The following is a 21934-nucleotide window of genomic DNA, read 5'->3' on the forward strand; positions in this document are numbered from 1 at the left end:
AGGGGCCGTCGACCGCGCTTGCGGGCGACGGCCCTCGTTTCGCCCCGGCACCGTTGGCGTACGACTGCCAACGGCACACAGACGACAAGGCATTTACTTCCCGGCGGCCCACTCAACTGACAGCGTTCCCCCTGGGACCCGGGCGGCCCGGCGGCAGGCAGGACATCGCCGATGCGCCGCCGCGAGCGGTCCGTTCGCAGGCCGCCGGAGGCCGCGCGCTGTGGGGGTGCGCGGCCTCCGGCCTTCTTTCCGTACAGGAGACAACTCGCTCATGCACCGACACATGTCCGCGGCGTCGACAGTCGTCGCGCTCGCCGCGCTGATGGCCGGCACCGCGCCCGCCGCCCTCGGCGCAGACGCACCGTCGCAGCCCCAGGTGACGGCCCTGCGCCCGCTGACCGCCGCGGCCGTCCACACGGTCCGTCTCATCACCGGCGACACCGTCGTCGTCTCCGGCACCGGCGCCGCACAGACCGTGTCCTTCCAGCCCGACGGCGACAGCCCCACGGGCATCGCCCGCATCGACCAGACCGGTTCGCAGATCACCGTGGTTCCCGACGAGGTGCGCGCGCTGCTCGACTCCGGCGCACTGGATCCCCGCCTCTTCGACATCGACGGCCTGATAGCCCAGGGCTACGCCGACGGCGCCGACCTGCCGCTGATCGTGCGCGGTGAGCGCGCGGACGTGACGCTGCCGTCGGGAGCAGGCAAGGTCCGCGAGTTGCGTGCACTGAAGTCGGCCGCCACGCACGTCGCGCCCGGCCGCACCGGCGTGTTCTGGTCCGGACTGCGGTCTTCGAAGCAGGGCGCTTCGAGCAGGAAGCTCGCCTCCGGCATCGAGAAGGTGTGGCTGGACGGCAAGGTGAAGGCCACCCTCGCCGACAGCGTGCCGCAGATCGGCGCCCCCGAGGCGTGGGCGGCCGGCAAGGACGGCAGCGGCGTCAAGGTCGCTGTGCTCGACACCGGAGTGGACCGGACGCATCCCGATCTGACCGAACGGGTCGGCGAGGCCCGCAACTTCACCGACACGGAGGACGCGGTCGACCACCACGGCCACGGCACCCACGTCGCCTCCACCGTCGCGGGCTCGGGTGCCGCCTCCGGAGGGAAGAGCAAGGGCGTCGCGCCCGGCGCCGAGCTGCTCGTCGGGAAGGTCCTCAACGATCAGGGTTCCGGCGCCGATTCGTGGGTGCTCGCCGGCATGGACTGGGCCGCGCGCAGCGGTGCCAAGGTCGTCAGCATGAGCCTCGGCAGCAGCGCCGCGTCCGACGGCACGGACCCTCTCAGCGAGGCCGTGAACCAACTCACCGCGGACACCGGCACGTTGTTCGTGATCGCCGCCGGCAACACGGGCCCCGGTGCCCCCACGATCGGATCGCCCGGGTCGGCCGACGCCGCACTGACCGTCGCCGCCGTCGACAAGCAGGACGGTCTCGCCTCGTTCTCCAGCCGAGGTCCTCGACTCGGGGACAATGCGCTCAAGCCTGACATCGCCGCGCCGGGCGTGGACATCGTCGCGGCCCGTGCGGCCGGCACCGCCATGGGCAAACCCGTCAACGAGTCGTACACCACGGCCAGCGGAACGTCGATGGCGACCCCGCATGTCGCCGGGGCCGCCGCGATCCTCGCCGAGGCGCACCCCGATTGGAAGGCTCCCGAGCTCAAGGGTGCACTGATGGCGAGCGCGAAGGTCCTCAGCGGTGGCGCATTCGCCGAGGGCTCGGGACGCGTGGACGTCCCAGCGTCCCTCGGCGCGACCGTGTGGGCCACAAACGCGTCGTTCGGCAGCATCCCGGCAAGCGGCTCCACGGCTCCGATGACCCGCAAAGTCACCTTCCACAACACCGCCGACCGTCAGCGGACCCTCTCCCTGGCGGCGGATCTCAAGCTCGACGGCGGGGCGGTTGCCCCCGGCGCGCTCACTCTCGGCGCGGACACCCTGACCCTCCCCGCGGGTGGCAGCGCGGACGTGGACGTCACCGTGACGCCCGACCATGCCACGGCCGCCGGCACGTACACCGGCACCATCACCGCGTCCGGCGACGGTGTCACCGCACACGCGACCGTGGCTCTGAACCGCGAACAGCCCACCAGGCAGCTCAAGTTCAAGGCGTTGATGCCCGACGGCAGTCCTGCGACCTCCGCCAGCACGATCACGCTTCGCGACCTGAAGGACTCCGGGCCGCCGATGTCGCTGCGGCTGGGCGCCGACGGTGTGGCCACGGCCCGCGTCAAGCCCGGCCGGTACACGGTCTTCGGTCACCTGCGTAAGGACAGCGACTTCGTCACTTTCGGGCTGCCCGACATCGAGGTCGACGAGCAGGACGTCTCCCTCTCCGTCGACGGCCGCGACGCCCGCCCCATCGAGGCCCGCACCCCGCGGCGCAGCGAACTGCGCAGTCTCACCCTGTCGGTCGGCCGCAAATCCGCTACACAGTCCACCGGCGCCTCGTCCACCTACACACTTGGCCGCGCGGGCGGCCATGAGTGGGCGTTGCCCAGCGCAAAGCCCAAGGACGGCACCTTCGGGATGAACGTCAACTGGACGCTGCAGAGCCCGCCGATCGTCGCCAAGGCCCAACTCCCCGACACCCTGATGGACTTGAAGGCCGAGTCGTACTCCTTCTCCGGCCGCTTCGACGGAACCCGTCATCTGGCGGCTGTGGACGCCGGCAACGGATCCGCGGCCGAGATCGCCGCCGCCGACGTCAAGGGCAAGCTGGTGATGGTCCGCCGGGCCACCACGGCCGAGATGTACCTCGTGGTGGCCCGGCTGACCGAGGCCGGCGCCGCGGCGATCATGTACGTCAACACCGTCGACGAGCGCTTGCCCGGCGCGGTCCCCAGCACCCTGCCCGTCTTCGGCGTCCCGAAGAGCAGCGGCGACCTGCTCGCGGCGGCTCTCGCCAAGGCGTCCGTGAACGTCAAGCTCACCGGCGAGGCGAACCCGTCGTACCTCTACGGTCTCGTGCGCGGCGAGGTGGACGGCATCCCCGCCGACCAGACCTTCGCGCCGGACGAGGACCAGTTCGCCGACATCGCGGTGAAGAACTACTCCCCCGCGGCGAACCCCACGGACATCGTCAACAGTCAGGACGGCTGGCTGGGCGTCAGCGACCTCACGCAACGCGGCACCGGCTCGTTCGCGCCCATGTCGTTCGGCACGACGCAGCACGTCTATGTGAACGCCGAGGGCACCAAGTGGCAGCGCGTCGTCCTGCCGGGCAACGGCGCCACCATGACGTCCATGGTGCGGCCGTACGCACCCGGGAAGACGGTCACCGAGGAGTGGTTCAAGCCGGTTCAGCGTCCGACGTCTCCCGTCGATGTCCACGCCCCCGGAACGGGCATGACGCCTTCGCGCAACGATCAGGAGATGATGGTCCAGATCCCCGTCTGGGCATCGCCGGACGGGCACTTCTACGAGGGCAGCTCCCAGGCGCCGGGCGACGTGGACGAGTTCCGTGTCTATCGCGACGGCGAACTCGTCGGTACCGCCCCCTACCCGTATGCGTCGATCACCGGCCTGCCGGCGCAGTCGGCCCGATACCGCTTCGAGCTCGACGCGAAGCGCACGCAGCCCTGGTGGCAGGCGAGCACCGAAACACACACGGCATGGACCTTCAACTCCGCGAAGCCGGCCGACGTCGAGTGGCACACACTGCCGCTGCTCCACACCGACTACGACCTCGCCGGAGTGCAACTCGACAGCTCCGTAGCGCCGTTGGTGGACCGTAAGCTCACGGTGTCCTTCCGCAATGCGGACGGAACCGACTCACCGCTGACGAAGTCGTCTGTCGAGGTCTCCTACGACGGCGGCAAGACCTGGCAGCGCCCGAACGCGGAGACGACGGCACGGGCCGCTACCGTCCACCTGCGAGCTCCTCGGGGCGCCCACTCCGTATCGTTGCGTGTGAAGGGCGAGAACGCCGCGGGCAGCACCATCGAGCAGACGGTGATCGACGCCGTACGCGTCACGGCCTGAGAACGTCATCGCACGAGCGTGAGGGCCGGCGACCGCATCGGCGGTCGCCGGCCCTCACATGTGACATCTCCGGTGCCCTGCAGTCAGTACGTCTATGGAGTGAGCCACCCGCCCCGCGCGGCCTGCCAGGCGAGCTGAGCCCGGTTGTCGACACCCGCGCGTGCCATCAGGCGGGTCAGCCGACGCTGCACGGTTCGGACGCTGGTTTCGAGTTGACGGGCGATCGCCGCGTCCGTCAGCCCGGCGAAGAGCAGACCGAGCAACTGGATGTCGAGCGCGGGCAGTCCGGTGTCGTCCACTCCGGGACTTCCGTCCGCGGACGTGAGCGGGACGCTTCGTTCCCACAGCAGCTCGAACAAGGACACCAGGCCCGCCACCAGGGAGCCGCCGGTCACCGCCAGCCACTGCCCGGGGCGGTCGTCCCCGCCGGGGAGCAGCGCGGTGGTCCGGTCCGAGATGAGCACTTTCACGGGCAGCGCGTCCAGGACACGTACCTGCTCGCCGGCCGCCTGGTAGGTGGTGATGTCCTTGAGGGAGCCGGGCAGTTCGAGGGCGAGGCGGTCGTACACCGAACGACAGTGGACGTTGCGGTCGAGGACGCCGAGGACGTCCACCGTGACGCCTTCGCCGATGAGGAACGGCGGCCGGCTCAGGACCAGCAGTTCCCGCGTGGTGTTCGCGACGGCCTGGGCATAGCGGCGACGGCACACCTCCGAGCCCTCGAGCACCTCGACCGGACCGGGGGCCTCACCGGGCCGGTGCCCGGCACGGTATTCGGCGATGAGATCGGTCAGGCCGGCACGAGCCCGGGACAACTCGCCCTGCCGGTACCCGATCAGCCGCTCCACCGCCACCTCAGGAGCCGCGGCGGCCCACCGCTCGGGTACGCCCGCCGTGCGGCTCACCAACTGGCGGGCGGCCAGGCTCTCGGCGTGTTCCCTCACCTCGGCGGGCGACTGGCCCAGGGCCGTCGCAAGCTCCCTCGGGGACACGGGACCGTTGCGCAGCAGGTGGCGGTAGAGCCGTTCCGCTTCCGCGTTCACACCCAGCGACGCGAGCGTGGACGGGGCCGTCCTCCCGCCCTGATGTGTCGCGCGACCCATCTCCGCACCTCGCTCACCTGCCGAAATTCCAGTGTTCCGCGGGGACGTTAGGCACCGGCTGTTACCCGTGAATTACCACGAGCGCCCCCTCCGGCGGGCGCCCGGACCGGCAGAGCGGACGCGTGCGGCGCGGGTCAACGATGGGACCGTATGCGGTGGTTGCCGACTTGCGTCACGAAGGCGCTGGCGCCTTCGTGACACCTGGCACGAGGTCGCCACGGACACCCGTGTACTCCACGTGTGCCGAAGGAATGCTCCCGGTCGGGCTCGAGGTCCGAGCCCGATGACAAGGAGCACCTCACTCATGCGAAGACCCCTGATACGGGCATCGGTTCCGGCCGTGGCCGCCCTGGCGGCGATCATGGTCGCGGGAGTCCTCTCCCCCGCCGGTGCGTCACCGGCGGCCGATGACCCGGTCCTGCAAGCCGTGAAGCCCTCGGCGGTGGCCGGGAACAGTCACACCGTGCGACTGATCACCGGTGACACCGTGGTGGTCACCCAACGCGGCGGACAACGCCATGCCACGTTCTACCCCGACTCCGACAACCCCTCGGCGTCGGCGCAGATTCTGCAGCACGGCAAGGACATCACCGTCGTACCGCTCGAAGCCCGCCCGCTGCTCGACGCTGGAGTTCTGGACCCGCGGCTGTTCGAAGTCGGCGATCTCATCGACCAGGGCTACGCGGACGGCGCCGCCCTGCCGCTGATCGTGCAGGGGTACGACGCGAAGGCGGCCGCGCCGACGGGCGCCGAGCAGACGAGGCGACTGCCCGGCATCCGGGCCGTCGCCGCGCGGGTCAAACCCGGGAAGGCGCAGCGCTTTTGGGCGGGACTGCGGTCGGGCAAGGACGGTGCGACGGCGCGGAAGCTGGCCGACGGCACCCGGAAGGTCTGGCTCGACGGCAAGGTCACCGCTCTGCTCGACCGGAGCGTTCCGCAGATCGGTGCACCCACCGCCTGGGCGGCGGGATATGACGGCGCGGGTGTGAAGGTGGCCGTACTGGACACCGGCGTGGACGCCACGCACCCGGACCTGGCCGGCCGCCTCGGCGAGGTCAGGAACTTCTCCACGTCCGCCGATGCCGTGGACCGGCACGGCCACGGCACCCATGTCGCCTCCACCGTCGGCGGCTCCGGGGCCGCGTCCGACGGGAAGAACAAGGGAGTGGCTCCCGGGGCGAAGCTCCTTGTGGGCAAGGTCCTGGGCGACAACGGTTCGGGCACGGACTCGGGCGTCATCGCCGGTATGGAGTGGGCCGCTCGCAGCGGCGCCAAAGTCGTCAGCATGAGCCTCGGCAAGGCGTCTCCGGACAATGGGAGCGACCCGACCAGTCTCGCCGCCAACGCCCTGACGGCCGAGACGGGCGCCCTGTTCGTCATCGCGGCCGGCAACACCGGGCCGGACGCCACCACCATCGGCTCGCCCGGTTCCGCCGACGCCGCGCTCACCGTCGCCGCCGTGGACCGGCAGGACAAGATCGCCTCGTTCTCCAGCCGGGGTCCGCGCGCGGGCGACAACATGCTGAAGCCCGACATCGCCGCCCCCGGTGTGAACATCGTCGCGGCCCGGGCCGCCGGCACCTCCATGGGCAGCCCTGTCAACGAGCACTACACGGCGGCCAGCGGCACCTCGATGGCCACGCCGCACGTCGCGGGCGCCGCGGCGATCCTCTCCCAGCAGCACCCCGACTGGAGCGCGGCCGACATCAAGGGCGCACTGATGTCGAGTGCCAAGGTGCTGCCCGACGGCGCCTTCGCCGAGGGCTCCGGCCGCGTCGACCTGCCTTCCGCCCTGAGCGCGACTGTCTCGGCCACCAACGCCTCCTTCGGCCGCTACGCACAGGGCACCACGGCCGACCCGGTCACTCGAACCGTCACCTTCCACAACCTGGGCGACGAGGCCGTCACCCTCGGCCTCACCACGGCGTTCAGCCGTGACGGCGACGGGCCGGAGATCCCGGGGGCGCTGAGCCTCGGCAGCGACAGCATCACCCTTCCCGCAGGCGACAGCCAGCAGGTCGCTGTCACCGTCGACCCTGACGTCGCGGCCACCGGCGGCACGTACACGGGCACGATCTCCGCCACCGGCGGCGGGGTCACCGCGCATGCGACCGTCGCGCTCGCACGCGACCTGCCGACGTACAAGCTGGACTTCCGGCCGACGATGCCGGACGGCAGCGCGCCCATGGCCATCTCGGCGCACTACTACGACCTGCGCTCCAACAAACCGCCGGTGAAACTGTCGACGCGGCCCGACGGAACGGGCAGCGCCCAGGTGAGGGCCGGCCGCTACTCCGTCTCCGGGCATCTGTTCGGCAAGGACGGGAGCTCCGTGACTTTCATGGTGCCCGACGTCACCGTCACCGACCGCGGCGTCACGGTGGCCGTGGACGGACGCAAGGCGGCCCTGATCAAGGCGAAAGCGCCGCAGCCGACAGAGGCGGCAGGTGTGTCCGTCGTCGTGACCCGGCAGTCGGCCGAGCAGAGCATCGGGGTGGCGGACATCCTGGCCGCGGGGCCCGGCGCCCAGTACCTCATGCCCAGCGAGCCCGCCCAGGACGGGGAGATCACCTCCACTGTCACCCATGCACTGCGGTCCCGTCCGGTCTCCGCGCTGGCCGAACTGCCCACGGGGAAGCGGGAGCTGACTACTCAGAGCATCCACGGGACGCTCCGCTTCGACGGAAACCGCACCCTCACCGTCGTGGACGCCAAAACCGGATCCGTCGCGGACCTCGGCGCGCACGACGTCACCGGAAAACTCGCCCTGATCCGGACCGGAACGGAGGACCTCAACACGGTCGTCCGACGCCTCGTGTCCGCGGGAGCGTCCGGGGTCATGTTCGTCGGCGCATCCGACACCCTGAAAGCGCTGGGTGTCCAGAAGACCGGCATTCCCGGTTTCAGTGTGCCCAAGAGCGAGGGTGACGCGGTGGCTGCGGCCGCCGCCGACCAGACGGTCAGAATCCGGCTCACCGGTGAACGCACCTCGTCCTACTCGTACCAGCTGGTCGCCGGCCGCAAGGGCGCCATCTCCGCCGACCAGACCTACACGGCCCAACAGTCGGAGTTCGCCGAGGTCCGCCTGCAGCAGTATTCCCCGGCGCCGAATTCCGACACCGAGCTCTACAGCCAGGCCGCCTGGGCGGGGCAGAGCACCGTCACCGGATGGGCCACCGGCCTGGCCGGCGAGACGCACCTGGGCTCAACCCAGCGCGCCTATCTGCAGGCCGCGGACACGATCTGGAGCCGTTCCATGCTCATATCGGGCTGGTTGTCGGCCCAGACCACCGACTCGACACCGGTCAGGTACCAGCCCGGTGAGCGGACCACACAGCACTGGTTCCGTCCTGTCCTGCACTCCGCGACCAGCGCGAGCAACACCGATCCGGCGACCGGCAGTCAGCCGTACCGCACCAAGGACGACATGGTCGTCGCCATCCCGAAGTACGCGGACGGCCGATCCGGCTTCACCGAGTACGGCGGGCGCAACGCGGACGGGGACTACAGCCAGTTCCGCGCCTACCGGAACGGCACCCTGATCGGATCCGGGCCGCACGCCTGGGTCGTGATCAAGGGAGTCGCTCCCGAACCATCCCGCTACCGCTTCGAGCTGGACACCAAACGAAGCAACATGTGGTGGTCGGTCAGCACCGAACAGCACACCGCCTGGACGTTCTCCTCGGAGCACGTCCCCGGCGAAGAGAGGAAGCAACTGCCGCTGCTCCAGGCGGACTACGACCTGGCCGACGTCGATCTCCGGTCCGGGGTCACCGGCGGCGAGGACCACGAACTGGAGGTCGCATTCCGCGACCCAGACGGTTCGCGGGCCGCACTGGTCGAGGCGAGTGTCGATGTCTCGTACGACGACGGTGCCACGTGGCGGACGCTCCCGGCAGCCGTGGATGGCAGCGCTGTCACGACGATGGTGCACGCCCCCGAGGGCGCCAAGGGCATCTCTCTGCGGATCCACGGCGAGAACTCCGCGGGCAGCACCATCGATCAGACCGTGATGCACGCCGTCCACGTGCGCTGATCCGGTCCGGTCCCGGCCGTGCGCTCCTCGGGGCGCACGGCCGTTCCCTTCTCTCCTGTCACGTGCCACGAAGCAGCGCAGGTGTCTACGCCCGACGGTGGCCGTTGGTCCACCTACGCTGCCCCGCCACCAGAAGCACCCCGAGCGCCAGACAGCAGAACGCAGCCACGGCGAGTGCGCCGAGCGGCCGGTCGTCACCGGTGTCCGGGAGGGAAGGACGCGGGTCAGGAGTCGGCGACGGCTTGGGTGTGGGCGACGGGCTGGGGCTCGGTGCCGCGGTCACGAGCACAGTCTCCGCCGGCAGCCCGAGGCCGTGCCCCACCGGTACCTCTCCGCCGGTCAGGGCGTCATGGGTGGCTTCGGCGTCGAAGCTGTAGCAGCCGGGCTTGTCGAGGGTCACGAGGCCGGTGGCGTAGGTGGAGTTCGAGCGGATGACGAGCGGCGGAAGGCGCTTGGCCACGGGAATCCCTGGGGCCGACCAGTCAAGGCCGGTGCAGGTGCCGTCGGCAGCGGGCGTGAGCGGCCCGTAGAGGGAGACGGTGGCGGTGAGCGTGCGGCCGTCGGGCAGCCCGGTCACGGTGATCCGGTCGCGCACGCTGCCACCCACCTGAACCTTGGCGGCTGAGGCCCGCGTGGTCACAGAGAGCACCGGAGGCACGTATCGAGGCCGCGCCAGGAACGTCTCCAGAGGGTCGCCGGGGGCATGCGACACGTCGTCGCCGACGGCCGGGTCCAATGTGGCGCCGAACGAGTAGCACCCCGGCTCATCGATCGTCTGCTCCGGCGTGGTCGTGCGGCCGGACCCGGTCAACGCCACGGGCGCGTAGCGGCGCGCGACGGGTGGCGTGCCGGACCAGTCGACCGTGGAGCAGGAGTCGTTCACCGCGGGCAGCGGTCCGAACAGCGTGATGGCGAGTGTCGCGGGTCCGGTGAGCCCGGATACGGCGAACGTGTCGGTGACGGGCTGCCCGGCGGTGAGTGTGGTGGCGGAGACCTCGCTGGCCAAGCGGGGCGGGTCTGCAGCCGCGATGTCGATCGTGCGGGCCGACTTGCCCTGTAGAGGCAGCGAGCCCGTGGTTGTCATCGACTGCACCTTGTACGCCGGATCGCCATCCATGCGGGTCCCGAGGGGTGCGGTGACGGGTCCGGTCACCATGATCCGGGCGGCTCCCGGTGTGTCGGAGCGGAGCCAGAGCTGCGCCCCGGGGGCGAGGGTCTCGCCGCTGGTGAAGGGCTGCGTGCCGGCGGCGTCGGTGTAGGCCGTGGCGTTGTCGACGGTGACGGTGAGCGGCCCGGTGGCATTCGCTCCGATGGTGTACGGGCCGATAAGGGTGCCGGTGTCGCCGCCGTCGGGGCCTTCGATGGTGGGGGTCGGATCGGCCGGGGCAGGGGCGGGTCCGGCGGCCAGCACATCGGTGACGATCTTCTTGACGACCTCGTAGAGGGCCGCCGACTGGTAGTCGGGCGGCAGCACGATGCCGTCGGTGAAGTAGTGGATCGCCATGGCGACCGTGCCGGAACGCTCCCGGTTGGCGGCCTTCGCGCTCGTGGACGGTACGGCGGGCTCGTTCGTCGCGGGCCAGTAGTTCTCCAGGATCCGCTGCACGTAACCCGCGTTCCGGATGCCACCGGCCGGTTCCGGGTCGTAGCCGGTGCCCGTCCGCTGCCCCGCGCCCCACTCCACGCAGTACGCGGATCCGATCACGGTGGTGCCGGTGGAGTCGCGGAAGTTGTAGCGGCAAGAGTTCGTGCCGCTGGTACGGGTGAAGCCGAGGCTCGCGGGGTCGTAACCGAAGTCCGGGTAGGCGTGGTCGGCCGGGTCGTAGTCGTCGGAAGCGGCGTACGGCTTGGGCTGGGTGTCGCGTGCGCCGACTTCGATACAGCCGTTCGTGCCGTACTGCACCGCCGCGAACGGCGCCGTCGGCGGCACCTCGTCGGCGACGGCCTTGGGCAGCATCGCCATTGCCCAACCGACGAGGAACGCGAGGGCGAGCCCCGCGGACAGGAAAGTGGCGCCAAGACGGCATCGCGGCGTCCGCGGCATGGAGCAGCCCCCAGGAGACAGTCAAAGGGAAAGAAACCTGACTATCTGCTATCTATCGGACAGGGGAGACCGCGACCCGGGCGACACGCTTTGCCCGTCGCCTGTCCGCACCCGTACAGCCGCGCCGGAGAGTCGGCGCACGAGGCGAACGAGGAGACATCATGATCAGCACTTTGGACGGCCTGCCCGCCGGAGTCGTCGGGTTCGAGGCGAGCGGCGAGATCTCCGCCGACGACTACCGCGACGTGGTCGTACCCGCGATCGTTGACGCCGCGGAGGCGGGCGAGGTCCGCTTCCTGCTCGTCGTACGCGACTTCGACGGCATGTCGAGCGGAGCCGTGTGGCAGGACCTCAAGGTCGGCACCGAGCATCTGGGCTCCTGGAAGCGGATCGCGCTCGTGACCGACATCGAGTGGATGAAGCACCTCACCTCTCTCTTCGGCTGGATGACCCCCGGCGAGACCAAGGTCTTCCCTCTCGCCGAACGCGAGGCGGCAGCCGCCTGGGTGGCGGGCTGACCACCTCGACGATCACGCAGTCACTGGCGCGTCCGGGTCGGCGTGCGGGCCGAGAAGGTCGAACACCGGGGTGAAGCGGTCGAGCAGCCTCACCAGGCGGTGGAACGCCGCCACGTCACCCTTGGCCTCGATCCGGCCGGCGGCGAGCGCTTCGTCGAACGCCGCCGGCCGGAACAGGGCATCGATCAGCGTGAGCCGATCAAGTGCCAGCGTGAGGTCGGGGTCCGTGCTCGGGCGGCGCCAGTGGTTGAGGACTCCTCGGGCGACCTTCAGCGAGTACGGGGTCGGGGCGCCGCGGACGTCGAGGTCGATGGCTAGATTGACGTCGGCGGCCTGGGGGCCGTTGAGGCGTACGGCGACGAAGTCCAGAAGTCGGTCCACGGACAGTGCGGCGATCGTTCCCTTGCCGCCTGAACTGAACGGGCGCCGCGGGGGCGGGCCCTCGCGCAGTTCCTGGGCGGCTGTGAGGAAGATGTTCCGCCACTGCGGGCCCTCGGCCTGGTAGCCGAGTTGTTCGTAGGCGTCGGCCTGGACCTGGCGGGCCTGCGCGTTGCCGGGCTCCGCGTACACGGCGCGTCCCGCGAGTTCGGCCGCCCAGCGGTACTCGCCCGCCTCGACCGCTTCGCGGGCCAGGGCCACGACCCGGTCGGTGCCGCCGATCGCGTCGACGTAGCGGCGGCCCAACTCCCCGTCGGGCAGCGGGAAGAGGTGCATGGGGTTGCCGTCGTAGAAGCCGAGTTCCTTGGCGTACACGGCGCGCACGTTGTGGTGGACGGTGCCGTGGTAGCCGCGGTTCCACCAGGCGCGGCCGAGCTCGGCGGGCAGTTCGACGGACTCGGCGATCTCGATCGGGGTGAGGCCGTGGTTGGCCAGGCGCAGGGTCTGGTCGTGGAGGTACTTGTACGTGTCGCGCTGCGAGGCGAGGAATTCGGTGACGTTCTCGTTGCCCCACACGGGCCAGGTGTGCGGGCCGAAATGCACCTCGGCGTCGGCGCCCCACAGCTCGATCGCCTCGTCGAGGTAGCGGGCGAAGTTGGCGGCGTCGCGGGTGCGGGCGCCGCGCAGGGTCTGGATATTGTGCAGCGAGTGGTTGGCGTTCTCGGCGCAGCTGAGGGCCCTCAGTTCGGGGATGTAGAGGTGCATCTCCTCGGGGGCCTCGGTGTCCGGCGCCATCTGGAACTGGAAGGTCAGACCCGCGAGGACGCGTTCCTCCCCCGTGCTCCTGATCAGGTCGGTCGGCGGGATGTAGCCGCTGCGGCCGCCGCCGCCGCGGATGCCTATGCCGTCGCTGACGAATCCCTGCGCGTGCGGGGGCAGAAGACTGCCGAACGCGTGGGCGGCGCGGCGGGACATCACGTTGCCGCAGATGACGTTCTCGCCGATGGCGTACCGGTCGAAGTCGCCCGGCGCCACGATCGTGACCTTGCCCGCGGCCACGTCCTCGGGGGTGGTGACGGCGAGGATGCCGCCGTAGTGGTCCAGGTGCGGGTGGGTATAGATCACCGCGACGACCGGGAGGCGCTGCGGGCGATGGGCGTAGTACAACTCCATCGCGGCCCGGGTGCATTCGGTGGTGGTGCCGACGTCCACGATGACCAACCCGCCGTCGCCCTCGACGATGGTGACGTTGGCGATGTCGTGGTTGCGGACCTGGTAGATGCGGTCGCAGACCTGGAACAGTCCGGCGTGCTTGATGATGCGGGACTGGCGCCACAGGCTCGGGTTGACGGTGTCCGGGGCCGGGCCGTCGACATAGTCGAAGACCGTGCTGTCGAAGACGGCCTCGCCGCGGGTGTCACGGATGACGCCGCCGTCCGGGAGCGGCGCGATAAGGCCGCGGGTCATGTCGGCGAAATCGCGTTCGTCGTCGAAGTCCAGGTGGTCGAGGACGGCGGCGTTGGCCGCCTGGGTGAACTCGCTTGCGGGCTTACGGCCGGCGGTCATGAGCAGCCTCTCGTCGCGATCCAGGGCGGGCGGGACAATTCGGGTGTGAGGTCTTACGCGGGTGACGGGGCCGCCGTCGGGGGAATCGGCAACCCCGCCACCTCGCTCGCCTGCCCGCTAGTAGCCCCCTCCGCAGGTGATGACCTGACCACTCACGTAGTTGGCCTCGGGCAGGCAGAACATGTAGACGGCGCCGGCCGCCTCCTCCGGGGTGCCCGCACGACCGAGCGGGATGCCCCGCTCCAACTGCGCGAGCAGGTCCGGGTTGACGCCCACGGGCAGCTTGCGCCCCTGGATGTCGATGCTGGCCTCACCACCGGCCGGTGCCTCGGTGAGGCGTGTACGGATCAGGCCGTACGCGACCGCGTTCACGTTGACGTTGTAACGGCCCCACTCCTTGGCGAGGGTCTTGGTCAGGCCGACGATGGCCGCCTTGGCCGAGGAGTAGTTGGCCTGGCCGACGTTGCCCTTCAGGCCTGCGCCCGAGGAGATGTTGACGACCTTGCGGTGCACGGACTCGCCGCGCGCCTTCTCGGCCTTCGCCATCCGCGAGATGTGCGGCTGGGCGGCACGCAGGATGCGGAACGGCGCCTTCAGGTGCACGTCGAGGATGGCGTCCCACTGTTCGTCGGTCATCTTCTGGATAACCGAGTCCCAGGTGTAGCCCGCATTGTTGACGATGATGTCGAGTCCGCCGAAGGTCTCGAGCGCGGTGTTCACGAAGCGGTCGGCGAAGTCCTCGTCGGTGACGCTGCCGACGCACGCGACGGCCTCGCCGCCCGCCGCCTTGATGTCGGCGACAGTCTGCTCGGCGGGCTCCGGGTCGAGGTCGTTGACGACGACGCGGGCGCCCTCAGCGGCGAACTTCAGGGCGATCTCTCGGCCGATGCCGCGGCCCGAGCCGGAGACGATGGCGGTCTTGCCCGCCAACTTGGTGCTGGTGTTGCTGCTCATGCCGCGAGTTCTCCTTCGATGACGGCGGTGCCGCGCAGGGTGACCGTGCCGTCCGCGAGCTCCATGGTCAGGTCGAGGTGGGTGAGCCCGTCCTCGACCTTTGTGACCTGGGCCGTGGCGGTCGGCTCGGCGTACAGGGGGGTGATGGACGTGAAGCGGACGCTGTACGAACGGATGCGTTCCTGCGGCACGTTGGCGGTCAGCAGGCGCCCGAGGTAGGCCATGGAGAGCATGCCGTGGGCGAACACGTCGTCCATCCCGGCCGACTTGGCGACGTCGAGGTCGATGTGCATCGGGTTGTGGTCACCGGACGCGCCCGCGTACAGGGCCAGGGTGGTACGGGTGATCTTGGGGAGCTTGAGCTTCACTTGGCGGCCTCCGGGTTGCGCACGACGAGGCTGTTGTGGAGTTCGGCGACGAGTTCGCCGCCCCGGATGACCTCGGTGGAGCGGACGACGAACTCCAGTGCGCCGCCCTTCTTGCTGTACACATCCGTGATCTTCGTGCGGAAGGTCAGCCGGTCCCCGGCGTGGACGGGTGCGTGGTAGGTGAAGCCCTGTTCGCCGTGGAGGACGTGGCGGATGTCGATGCTGAGCAGCTCGACGAGGCTCGGGTGGTCCGCGGGGCGCTCCATCTCCAGGCAGAAGAAGAAGGTGGGCGGCACCGGCAGATCACGGTGCCCGGCGGCCTTGGCGGCGTCCACGTCCGCGCAGACGGGGTTGCTCTCGCCGATGGCCTTGGCGAAGAAGCGCAGGCGTCCGCGCTCCACGTCGACGGTGAACTCCGGCAGTTCGGTGCCGATGACTTGGGGGTCGATGGGCATCAGGAGACCTTTTCGTAGAGCGTGACGACGCAGGCGCCGCCGAGTCCGAGGTTGTGCTGGAGGGCGAGGTTCACGCCCTCGACCTGCCGGGCGTCGGCCTGGCCGCGCAACTGCCAGACCAGTTCGGCGCATTGGGCGAGTCCGGTGGCGCCCAGCGGGTGCCCCTTGGACATCAGACCGCCGGACGGATTGACGACGACGCGGCCGCCGTAGGTGTTGTCGCCGCCGAGGACGAACTTTTCGGCGGTGCCCTCGGGGGTGAGGCCGAGCGACTCGTACGTCAGGAGTTCGTTGCTGGTGAAGCAGTCGTGCAGCTCGACGACCTTGAGGTCCTCGGGGCCGACGCCGGCCGCCTCGTACACCTGGCGGGCGGCTTCCCGGGTCATGTCGTAGCCGACGACGCGCATCATGTCGCCCGAGTCGAACGTCGAGGCGTAGTCGGTGGTCAACGCCTGCGCCTTGATGCGGACTTGCGTGTCCAGACCGTGGCGGCGCGCGAAGTCCTCGCTGACGATGATCGCGGCGGCGGCGCCGCAGGTAGGCGGGCAGCACATGAGCCGGGTCAGCGGCCCGTACTGGTGCGGCGAGCCGAGCACCTGCTCCTCGGTGATCGGGTCACGGAAGACGGCGTACGGATTGTTCGCCGCGTGCCGCCGCGACTTGACGGCGATCTTCGCGAAGACCTCGTTGGTGATGCCGTACTTGTCCATGTACGCCTGGCCGGCGCCGCCGAACAGCTGGGCGGCCGAGGGCGCGTCATCGACCCAGCCCTGAATGTCCCGGGTCACCTTCAGACTGCGGGCCATGGCCGGCGGCCGGTCCTCGAGCTTGTTGCCACCGAGGGCGCCGCGCTGCATCTGCTCGAAACCGAGGACCAGCACGCACTCGGCGGCGCCGCTCGCGACGGCCTGGCGGGCGAGCCACAGGGCGGAGGAGCCGCTCGCACAGTTGTTGTTGACGTTGACGACGGGGATGCCGGTCTGCCCGAGCCCGTACAGGGCAGCCTGACCGCTGGTCGAATCACCGAAGACGTAACCGACGTACGCCTGCTGGACCTGCTCGTAGCCGATTCCGGCGTCCTGGAGCGCGGCGCGGGCGGCGCGCTCACCCATCACGTCGTACGGGTCGCTCTGGCCCGGTTTGCTGAACGGGATCATGCCGACCCCGGCCACATGCACTGTGGCGCTCATGTGATGCCTCCCAAGGGCGATGGTTCGTCGATGGCGGGGACAACTTCCGCCCGACACGACGCGCCATTTACTTTCATCATCAAGACCCTAGAAGTCAATGGTTCACATGGAGCCAGTGTCAGACGTAGGGTTTACATACCTGCTACTGCGAGTACCTGTGAGGTATCCATGCGCCGATCCGTGTTCAACGAGGACCACGAAGCGTTCCGCGAGACGGTCCGTGACTTCATCGCCAAGGAGGTGACGCCCGAGTTCCCGGAGTGGGAGAAGGCCGGCCTGGCGCCGCGCGACCTCTACCGCAAGCTCGGCGAGCTGGGCATCTACGGGATCTCCGTGCCCGTCGAGTACGGCGGCGCCGGCGAGACGAGCATCAAGTACGAGGCCGTGATCTCGGAGGAGACGGCTCGCGCGGCCGTCACCTTCGGCAGCTCCGGCGTCCACGTCGGCCTCTGCCTCGGATACCTGCTGCGCTACGCCACCGAGGAGCAGCTGCACCGGTGGATGCCCGACTTCATCAGTGGCGAGGCGATGTACGCCATCGCGATGACCGAGCCGGGCACCGGTTCGGACCTGGCCGGGATGAGCACGCGCGCCGAACTGTCGGCGGACGGCACCCACTACGTCCTCAACGGCGCCAAGACGTTCATCACCGGCGGCGTCCAGGCCGACCGGGTGCTCGTCGTGTGCCGTACCTCCCCCGCCCCCGCCGACAACCGTCGCCATGGTCTGTCGATCCTCGTCGTCGACGCCCAAGCCGAGGGGTACGCCGTCGGCCGCAAGCTCGACAAGATCGGCATGCGCACGTCCGACACGGCGGAGCTCTCCTTCAGCGACGTCAAGGTGCCCGTCGGCGACCTGCTCGGCAAGGAGGGGCAGGCCTTCTCCTACCTTTCGGAGAACCTCGTCAAGGAGCGTCTCGTCATCGGCATCAACGCCGCGTCGACCGCCACCGCCGCGATCCGCTTCGCCCTCGACTACGTCAAGGAGCGCCAGGTCTTCGGCAAGCCGGTCGCCTCGTTCCAGAACACCAAGTTCGTGCTCGCCGAGTGCGCTGCCGAGGTCGAGGCACTGCAGGCGATGGTGGACCGCGCCATGGACCTGTACGACGAGGACGATCTGACGCCGGCCGACGCGTCGAAGCTGAAGGTGTTCGGCACCGAGGTCGCCGGCCGCGTCATCGACAAGTGCCTGCAGCTGCACGGTGGTTACGGCTACATGCTGGAGTACCCGATCGCCCGCCTGTACGCGGACACCCGTGTCTCGCGCATCTACGGCGGCACGAACGAGGTCCAGAAGACCGTCATCGCCAAGTCGCTGGGCCTGTGAGCCCCGCCGGGTCCGCTCGTACCGCCGGGGAGCGGTCCCGGCCGCGCGACCGCAAGGCGCGGATCCTCGCCGTGGCGATGGAACTGTTCCACCGCCACGGCTACGCGGCCACGGGCATGGAGGACATCGCGGCTGCGGCAGGCGTCACGGCCGGAGCCCTGTACCGGCACTTCCCCGGCAAGCGGGAGCTCCTCGGGCGGGCACTGGCGCACGGTCTCGACGAGCTGCTGACCGAGCTCGGCACAGCGACCGATCTGCCTCACCTCCTTGAAGCGGCCGCCCACTTCACGCTGGACCGGCGCGGCACGACGGTGCTGTGGGAGCGCGAGGCGCGGCATCTGTCGGACACGGACCGGAGCGAGGTGGAGCGAGGACACGCTCAGGCGGCCCATGGGGTGACGGCCGCGCTGCGGGCGGCGGAGGGCGAGCGGGCGTCGGGCCGCGACCTCGGTCTGGTCGCCTGGGCCTGCCTCGCCGTGCTGGCCAGCCCTTCGTACCACCACACGACACTCACCCGGCCGCGCTTCGACGAGCTGCTGGTCAGCGCCGCGGCCGCCGTGTGCCGCACCGATGTGCGGCGCCCGCCGTCCGCGCCGGGCCTGCCCGTCCCAGTGGCCGGGATATTGCCGAGCACCCGACACGAAGCCCTGCTCGCCGCGGCGCTCCCCCTCTTCAGCGCGCATGGGTTCGACGGGGTCGGTCTGGAGGACGTCGCCCGTGCGGTCGGCATGTCGCGCGCCGCCGTGTACGCGCACTACGACAGCAAGGCCGATCTCCTGATGGCCACCCTGCGGCGTGAGTCGGAGGCCGCCTGGTACGCGCTGAACCGGGCGCTCGCCGAGAGCGCGAGTGCCGCGGAGGCGCTGGAGCGCGTCCTGCGCGCCTACGCCGCATCGGCCACGGCGTCCCGTGGGCTGTCCGGACTCCTGGTGAGCGAGGTGCCGCGGCTGCCGGACGAGCAGCGGGAGTCGGCACACCGCACGCAGCTCGCCTACGTCGCCGAGTGGGTCGCCCTGCTGCGCGCGTGCCGGCCGGAGCTCGACGAGTGCGCGGCCCGAGTCGCCGTCCACGCGTCGCTCACGCTCGTCAACGTGGTGTCCCGCCGCCCGGAGGTGCGCCGTCACGCGGATCCCGTCGACGTCCTGACGACGCTGGGCCTTTCCGTCCTGCTCGGGACCGGCGCCACAACTGCGACCACGACAGCCCCCAGGAGGAGCCCGTCATGACGATCGAGATCACCGGCCAAGTGCAGTGGCAGGCCTGGCAGTCGGGCACGCTGCCGCCGGTGGAGAAGGTGTCCGAGGGGGTCTGGTCGATTCCGCTGCCACTGCCGGACAACCCGCTGCGCTACGTCCTCGTGTACGCGCTGGAATGCCGGGCCGGGGTGGCGCTCATCGACGCGGGCTGGGACGACGAGCCTTCCTGGGGCGCCCTCAACTCCGGTCTGGCCACCGCCGGTTACGCGGTCGGGGACGTACGGGCCGTCCTGGTGACGCATCAGCACCCGGATCATCTCGGGCTCGCGGGGCGCATCCGTGAAGCGTCCGGCGCCTGGGTGGGACTGCACCGCCTCGACGCCCGTCCGCACGACGGCCCCCGGACCGCGGAGGAGCACGGACTGCTGCTCCGCGCCCACCTGGTCGAGCACGGCACACCCCCGGACGACGCCGACCTGATCCTGGCGGCGCTGGACATGACGTGGCTCCTGCGCGAGCCCCGCCCGGACGTGCTCCTGGAGGACGGCGAGGTCATCCGGCTGCCCGGCCGCGAACTCACCACGATCTGGACCCCGGGCCACAGCCCCGGGCACTCATGCTTCTACGATCCCGCCCGCGAAACCCTGTTCTCCGGGGACCATGTACTGCCGCGCATCACACCGCAGGTCGCCGTCCACCCGACGACCACCGGCGATCCGCTGAGCCAGTTCCTCGTCTCACTGGAACGTCTCGAACACCTGCCGGTCGACGAGGTCCTGCCCGCTCACGAGTACCGCTTCCGCGGCCTGGACCACCGCATCAAGGTGATGGCCCGTCACCATGCCGACCGGCTGGCCGATTTGTCCGCCTTGCTGGCGTCCGGGACCGGTGCCACGGCCTGGGATCTGGCGCGTGCGGTGACGTGGTCCCGCCCGTGGGAGAGCTTCGCTCCGGTGAGCCGGCGCTTCGCCCTCGGGGAGACCCTTGCTCATCTGCGGCTGCTCGAAGCGCGGCGCGAGGCCCGGCCTGTTCGGAGACCGGAGGAGCCTGTGCGCTGGTGCGCCGTACCGGCGTGATCTCCCTGCTGCACCGCGAAGGCCCGGCCGGTTCGGCCGGGCCTTCGTTCGTGCACAGGGGACCGCGGGCCCCTCAGGACACCGAGCGCTCCGCCTGTTCCCAGTACGGCTTGCGCAGCTCGCGCTTGAGGATCTTCCCGGCGGGCGACAGCGGCAGGGCGTCGCAGAAGTCGACGGTGCGCGGCGCCTTGTAGCCTGCGATGAACTCCTTGCAGTGCAGCCGCAGTTCGGCCGCGGTGACCTCGGCGCCCGGCTGCGTCACCACGACCGCGTGCACCCGCTCACCCCACTCGGGATCCGGCACGCCGATGACCGCACAGCTCGCCACCGCCGGATGCTGGGCGAGCGCGTTCTCGACCTCGGCGGAGAACACGTTCTCGCCGCCCGTCACGATCATGTCCTTGATGCGGTCGACGATGAAGATGTACCCCTCGTCGTTCATGTAGCCGGCGTCGCCGGTGTGCATCCAGCCGCCGCGCAGCGTCTGTGCCGTCTCCTCGGGCCTGTTCCAGTAGCCGAGCATGATGCCGCCGCCGCGCACCACGATCTCCCCGACCGCGCCCCGGGGCACCTCCCGGTCCTCGGGGTCGACGATCATGACTTCGGTACCGGCCACGGCACGCCCCGCGGACCGCAGCAGTTCGGGCCGCGCATGGTCCTCGGGACCCAAGTGGGTTGCCACGGGTGACAGTTCAGTCATGCCATAGCCCTGGGCGAACTGCGCCCGGGGGAAGCGCGCCATCGCCCGGCGCAGCAGCGCCTCGGCGATCGGTGAGGCGCCGTAGCCCATCCACTCCACACTGTCGAGGTCGTGATCACCGGCCGCGGGGTGGTCCACCAGCATCTGGATCATCGCCGGTACGAGCAGCAGCGAGGTGGGCCGCAGGTCCTGGATCGCGGTCAGCACCGCCGTCGGCTCGAAGGCCGGGAGGAAGATGTGCGAGCCGCCCATCACGTTCTGGTTGTTCCACACGGCGAGCCCGGCGAGGTGGAACAGCGGGGCGCAGTGCAGGGTGCGCCCGCGCGGGGACACCGTCCGTGTGGTGGCGAGGCCGCAGTAGGCCGACGTGAGCATGCTCGCGTGGCTGAGCATGACGCCCTTGGGGAAGCCCGTGGTCCCTCCGGTGTAGAAGATCCCGGCAAGCCGGTCCCCACCTGCCCGCTCGTCCTCCAGCGGGTCGTGTCCCGCGACCAGTTCCTCGTAGGAGAGGAGCCCGGGCGGGGTGGGCCCGTCACCGCAGTGCACGACGGTGTGCACGCCGTCCCACAGGGCGCGGAGTTCGTCCACGAGCGGCACGAACGTGTCGTCGACGACGAGCACGCGGGTGTTCGACTCCTGGAGCGAGTACGCGATCTCCTTGGAGCTCCACCGGGTGTTGACGGGGTTGACGGCGCCGCCCGCCCACCAGGTCGCGAAGAGCGTCTCGTGGTAGCGGTCGGAGTTCAAAGCGAGCAGACCGACCCGCGCCTGGTCACCGATCCCGAACGACCGCAGCGCGCCGGCGAACCGCGCGATGCGGTCGACGCTCTCGCGGTGGGTGCGGGTGCGCTCGCCGTAGAGGGTGGCGAGCGCGTCCGGGGTGTGCTGCACGGCTCTGTGCAGGCTCTGCGTGAGATACACGGCGACGCTCCTTGAGGTGAGGGCAGGGAGGCCTCGCGAGCGTGGTCGACCCCGTCGGCCGGAGTGACCACGCACAGGAGGGAGAACGCGGGACCGGCACCACGTTGCACCTCGACCG

14 protein-coding genes are annotated in these 21934 nt (G+C 70.2%); 6 read left to right on the top strand and 8 right to left on the bottom strand.

Translation table 11 applies throughout. The annotated features are described in order from the left end of the window. Positions 1–271 precede the first annotated feature (271 nt). On the top strand, positions 272–3985 hold the full coding sequence (locus tag G6045_RS00295) for a S8 family serine peptidase (protein ID WP_165329656.1): 3714 nt from the start codon (positions 272–274) through the stop codon (positions 3983–3985). A 92-nt stretch (positions 3986–4077) separates the two neighbouring features. Here the strand turns inward: G6045_RS00295 and G6045_RS00300 are convergent, their stop codons facing one another. Beyond that, a complete protein-coding gene (locus tag G6045_RS00300) occupies positions 4078–5088 on the bottom strand; it encodes a helix-turn-helix domain-containing protein (RefSeq protein ID WP_165329657.1) in 1011 nt (336 codons plus the stop codon). Between the two features lie 304 nt (positions 5089–5392). Between G6045_RS00300 and G6045_RS00305 the strand changes: the two genes are divergently transcribed. After that, positions 5393–9124: a S8 family serine peptidase gene (locus G6045_RS00305; RefSeq protein WP_165329658.1), complete on the top strand. Its 3732-nt coding sequence runs from the start codon at positions 5393–5395 to the stop codon at positions 9122–9124. A gap of 85 nt (positions 9125–9209) precedes the next feature. Here the strand turns inward: G6045_RS00305 and G6045_RS00310 are convergent, their stop codons facing one another. After that, on the bottom strand, positions 9210–11168 hold the full coding sequence (locus G6045_RS00310) for a thioester domain-containing protein (protein WP_165329659.1): 1959 nt from the start codon (positions 11166–11168) through the stop codon (positions 9210–9212). 161 nt (positions 11169–11329) lie between these two features. Between G6045_RS00310 and G6045_RS00315 the strand changes: the two genes are divergently transcribed. Beyond that, a complete protein-coding gene (locus G6045_RS00315) occupies positions 11330–11686 on the top strand; it encodes a SpoIIAA family protein (RefSeq protein WP_206343108.1) in 357 nt (118 codons plus the stop codon). A 12-nt stretch (positions 11687–11698) separates the two neighbouring features. On the opposite strand, the gene G6045_RS00320 is transcribed toward G6045_RS00315, so the two are convergent. The 5 genes from G6045_RS00320 to G6045_RS00340 all read right to left on the bottom strand — a co-directional run bounded on the left by G6045_RS00320 (position 11699) and on the right by G6045_RS00340 (position 16597). After that, positions 11699–13630, bottom strand: a complete 1932-nt coding sequence (locus tag G6045_RS00320) for an alkyl/aryl-sulfatase (RefSeq protein ID WP_165329660.1) — start codon at positions 13628–13630, stop codon at positions 11699–11701. A gap of 117 nt (positions 13631–13747) precedes the next feature. Beyond that, entirely contained in the window at positions 13748–14584 is an 837-nt protein-coding gene (locus tag G6045_RS00325) for an SDR family NAD(P)-dependent oxidoreductase (protein WP_165329661.1), read from the bottom strand. Beyond that, on the bottom strand, positions 14581–14952 hold the full coding sequence (locus tag G6045_RS00330) for a MaoC/PaaZ C-terminal domain-containing protein (protein ID WP_165329662.1): 372 nt from the start codon (positions 14950–14952) through the stop codon (positions 14581–14583). Before G6045_RS00330 ends, G6045_RS00325 begins: the two co-directional genes overlap by 4 nt. Continuing rightward, a complete protein-coding gene (locus G6045_RS00335) occupies positions 14949–15407 on the bottom strand; it encodes a MaoC family dehydratase N-terminal domain-containing protein (protein ID WP_165329663.1) in 459 nt (152 codons plus the stop codon). The genes G6045_RS00330 and G6045_RS00335 overlap by 4 nt, the downstream gene beginning before the upstream one ends. Continuing rightward, positions 15407–16597, bottom strand: a complete 1191-nt coding sequence (locus G6045_RS00340; RefSeq protein WP_165329664.1) for a lipid-transfer protein — start codon at positions 16595–16597, stop codon at positions 15407–15409. The genes G6045_RS00335 and G6045_RS00340 overlap by 1 nt, the downstream gene beginning before the upstream one ends. 168 nt (positions 16598–16765) lie before the next feature. On the opposite strand from G6045_RS00340, the gene G6045_RS00345 reads away from it, so the two are divergent. Genes G6045_RS00345 through G6045_RS00355 form a run of 3 tightly spaced genes read left to right on the top strand, consistent with a single transcriptional unit; the run spans position 16766 to position 20195 of the window. Beyond that, the gene (locus tag G6045_RS00345; protein ID WP_165329665.1) at positions 16766–17923 is read left to right on the top strand and encodes an acyl-CoA dehydrogenase family protein; all 1158 of its coding nucleotides are present in this window, start codon (positions 16766–16768) and stop codon (positions 17921–17923) included. Then, positions 17920–19149: a TetR/AcrR family transcriptional regulator gene (locus tag G6045_RS42085; RefSeq protein ID WP_165329666.1), complete on the top strand. Its 1230-nt coding sequence runs from the start codon at positions 17920–17922 to the stop codon at positions 19147–19149. The genes G6045_RS00345 and G6045_RS42085 overlap by 4 nt, the downstream gene beginning before the upstream one ends. Next, positions 19146–20195, top strand: coding sequence for an MBL fold metallo-hydrolase (locus tag G6045_RS00355; protein ID WP_165329667.1), 1050 nt, complete (start codon positions 19146–19148; stop codon positions 20193–20195). Before G6045_RS42085 ends, G6045_RS00355 begins: the two co-directional genes overlap by 4 nt. Before the next feature lie 73 nt (positions 20196–20268). Here G6045_RS00355 and G6045_RS00360 read toward each other — a convergent pair whose 3' ends face one another. Beyond that, on the bottom strand, positions 20269–21816 hold the full coding sequence (locus tag G6045_RS00360; RefSeq protein ID WP_165329668.1) for an acyl-CoA synthetase: 1548 nt from the start codon (positions 21814–21816) through the stop codon (positions 20269–20271). Positions 21817–21934: the final 118 nt, after the last annotated feature.

Source organism: Streptomyces mesophilus (assembly GCF_011044995.1).
Classification (GTDB): domain Bacteria; phylum Actinomycetota; class Actinomycetes; order Streptomycetales; family Streptomycetaceae; genus Streptomyces; species Streptomyces mesophilus.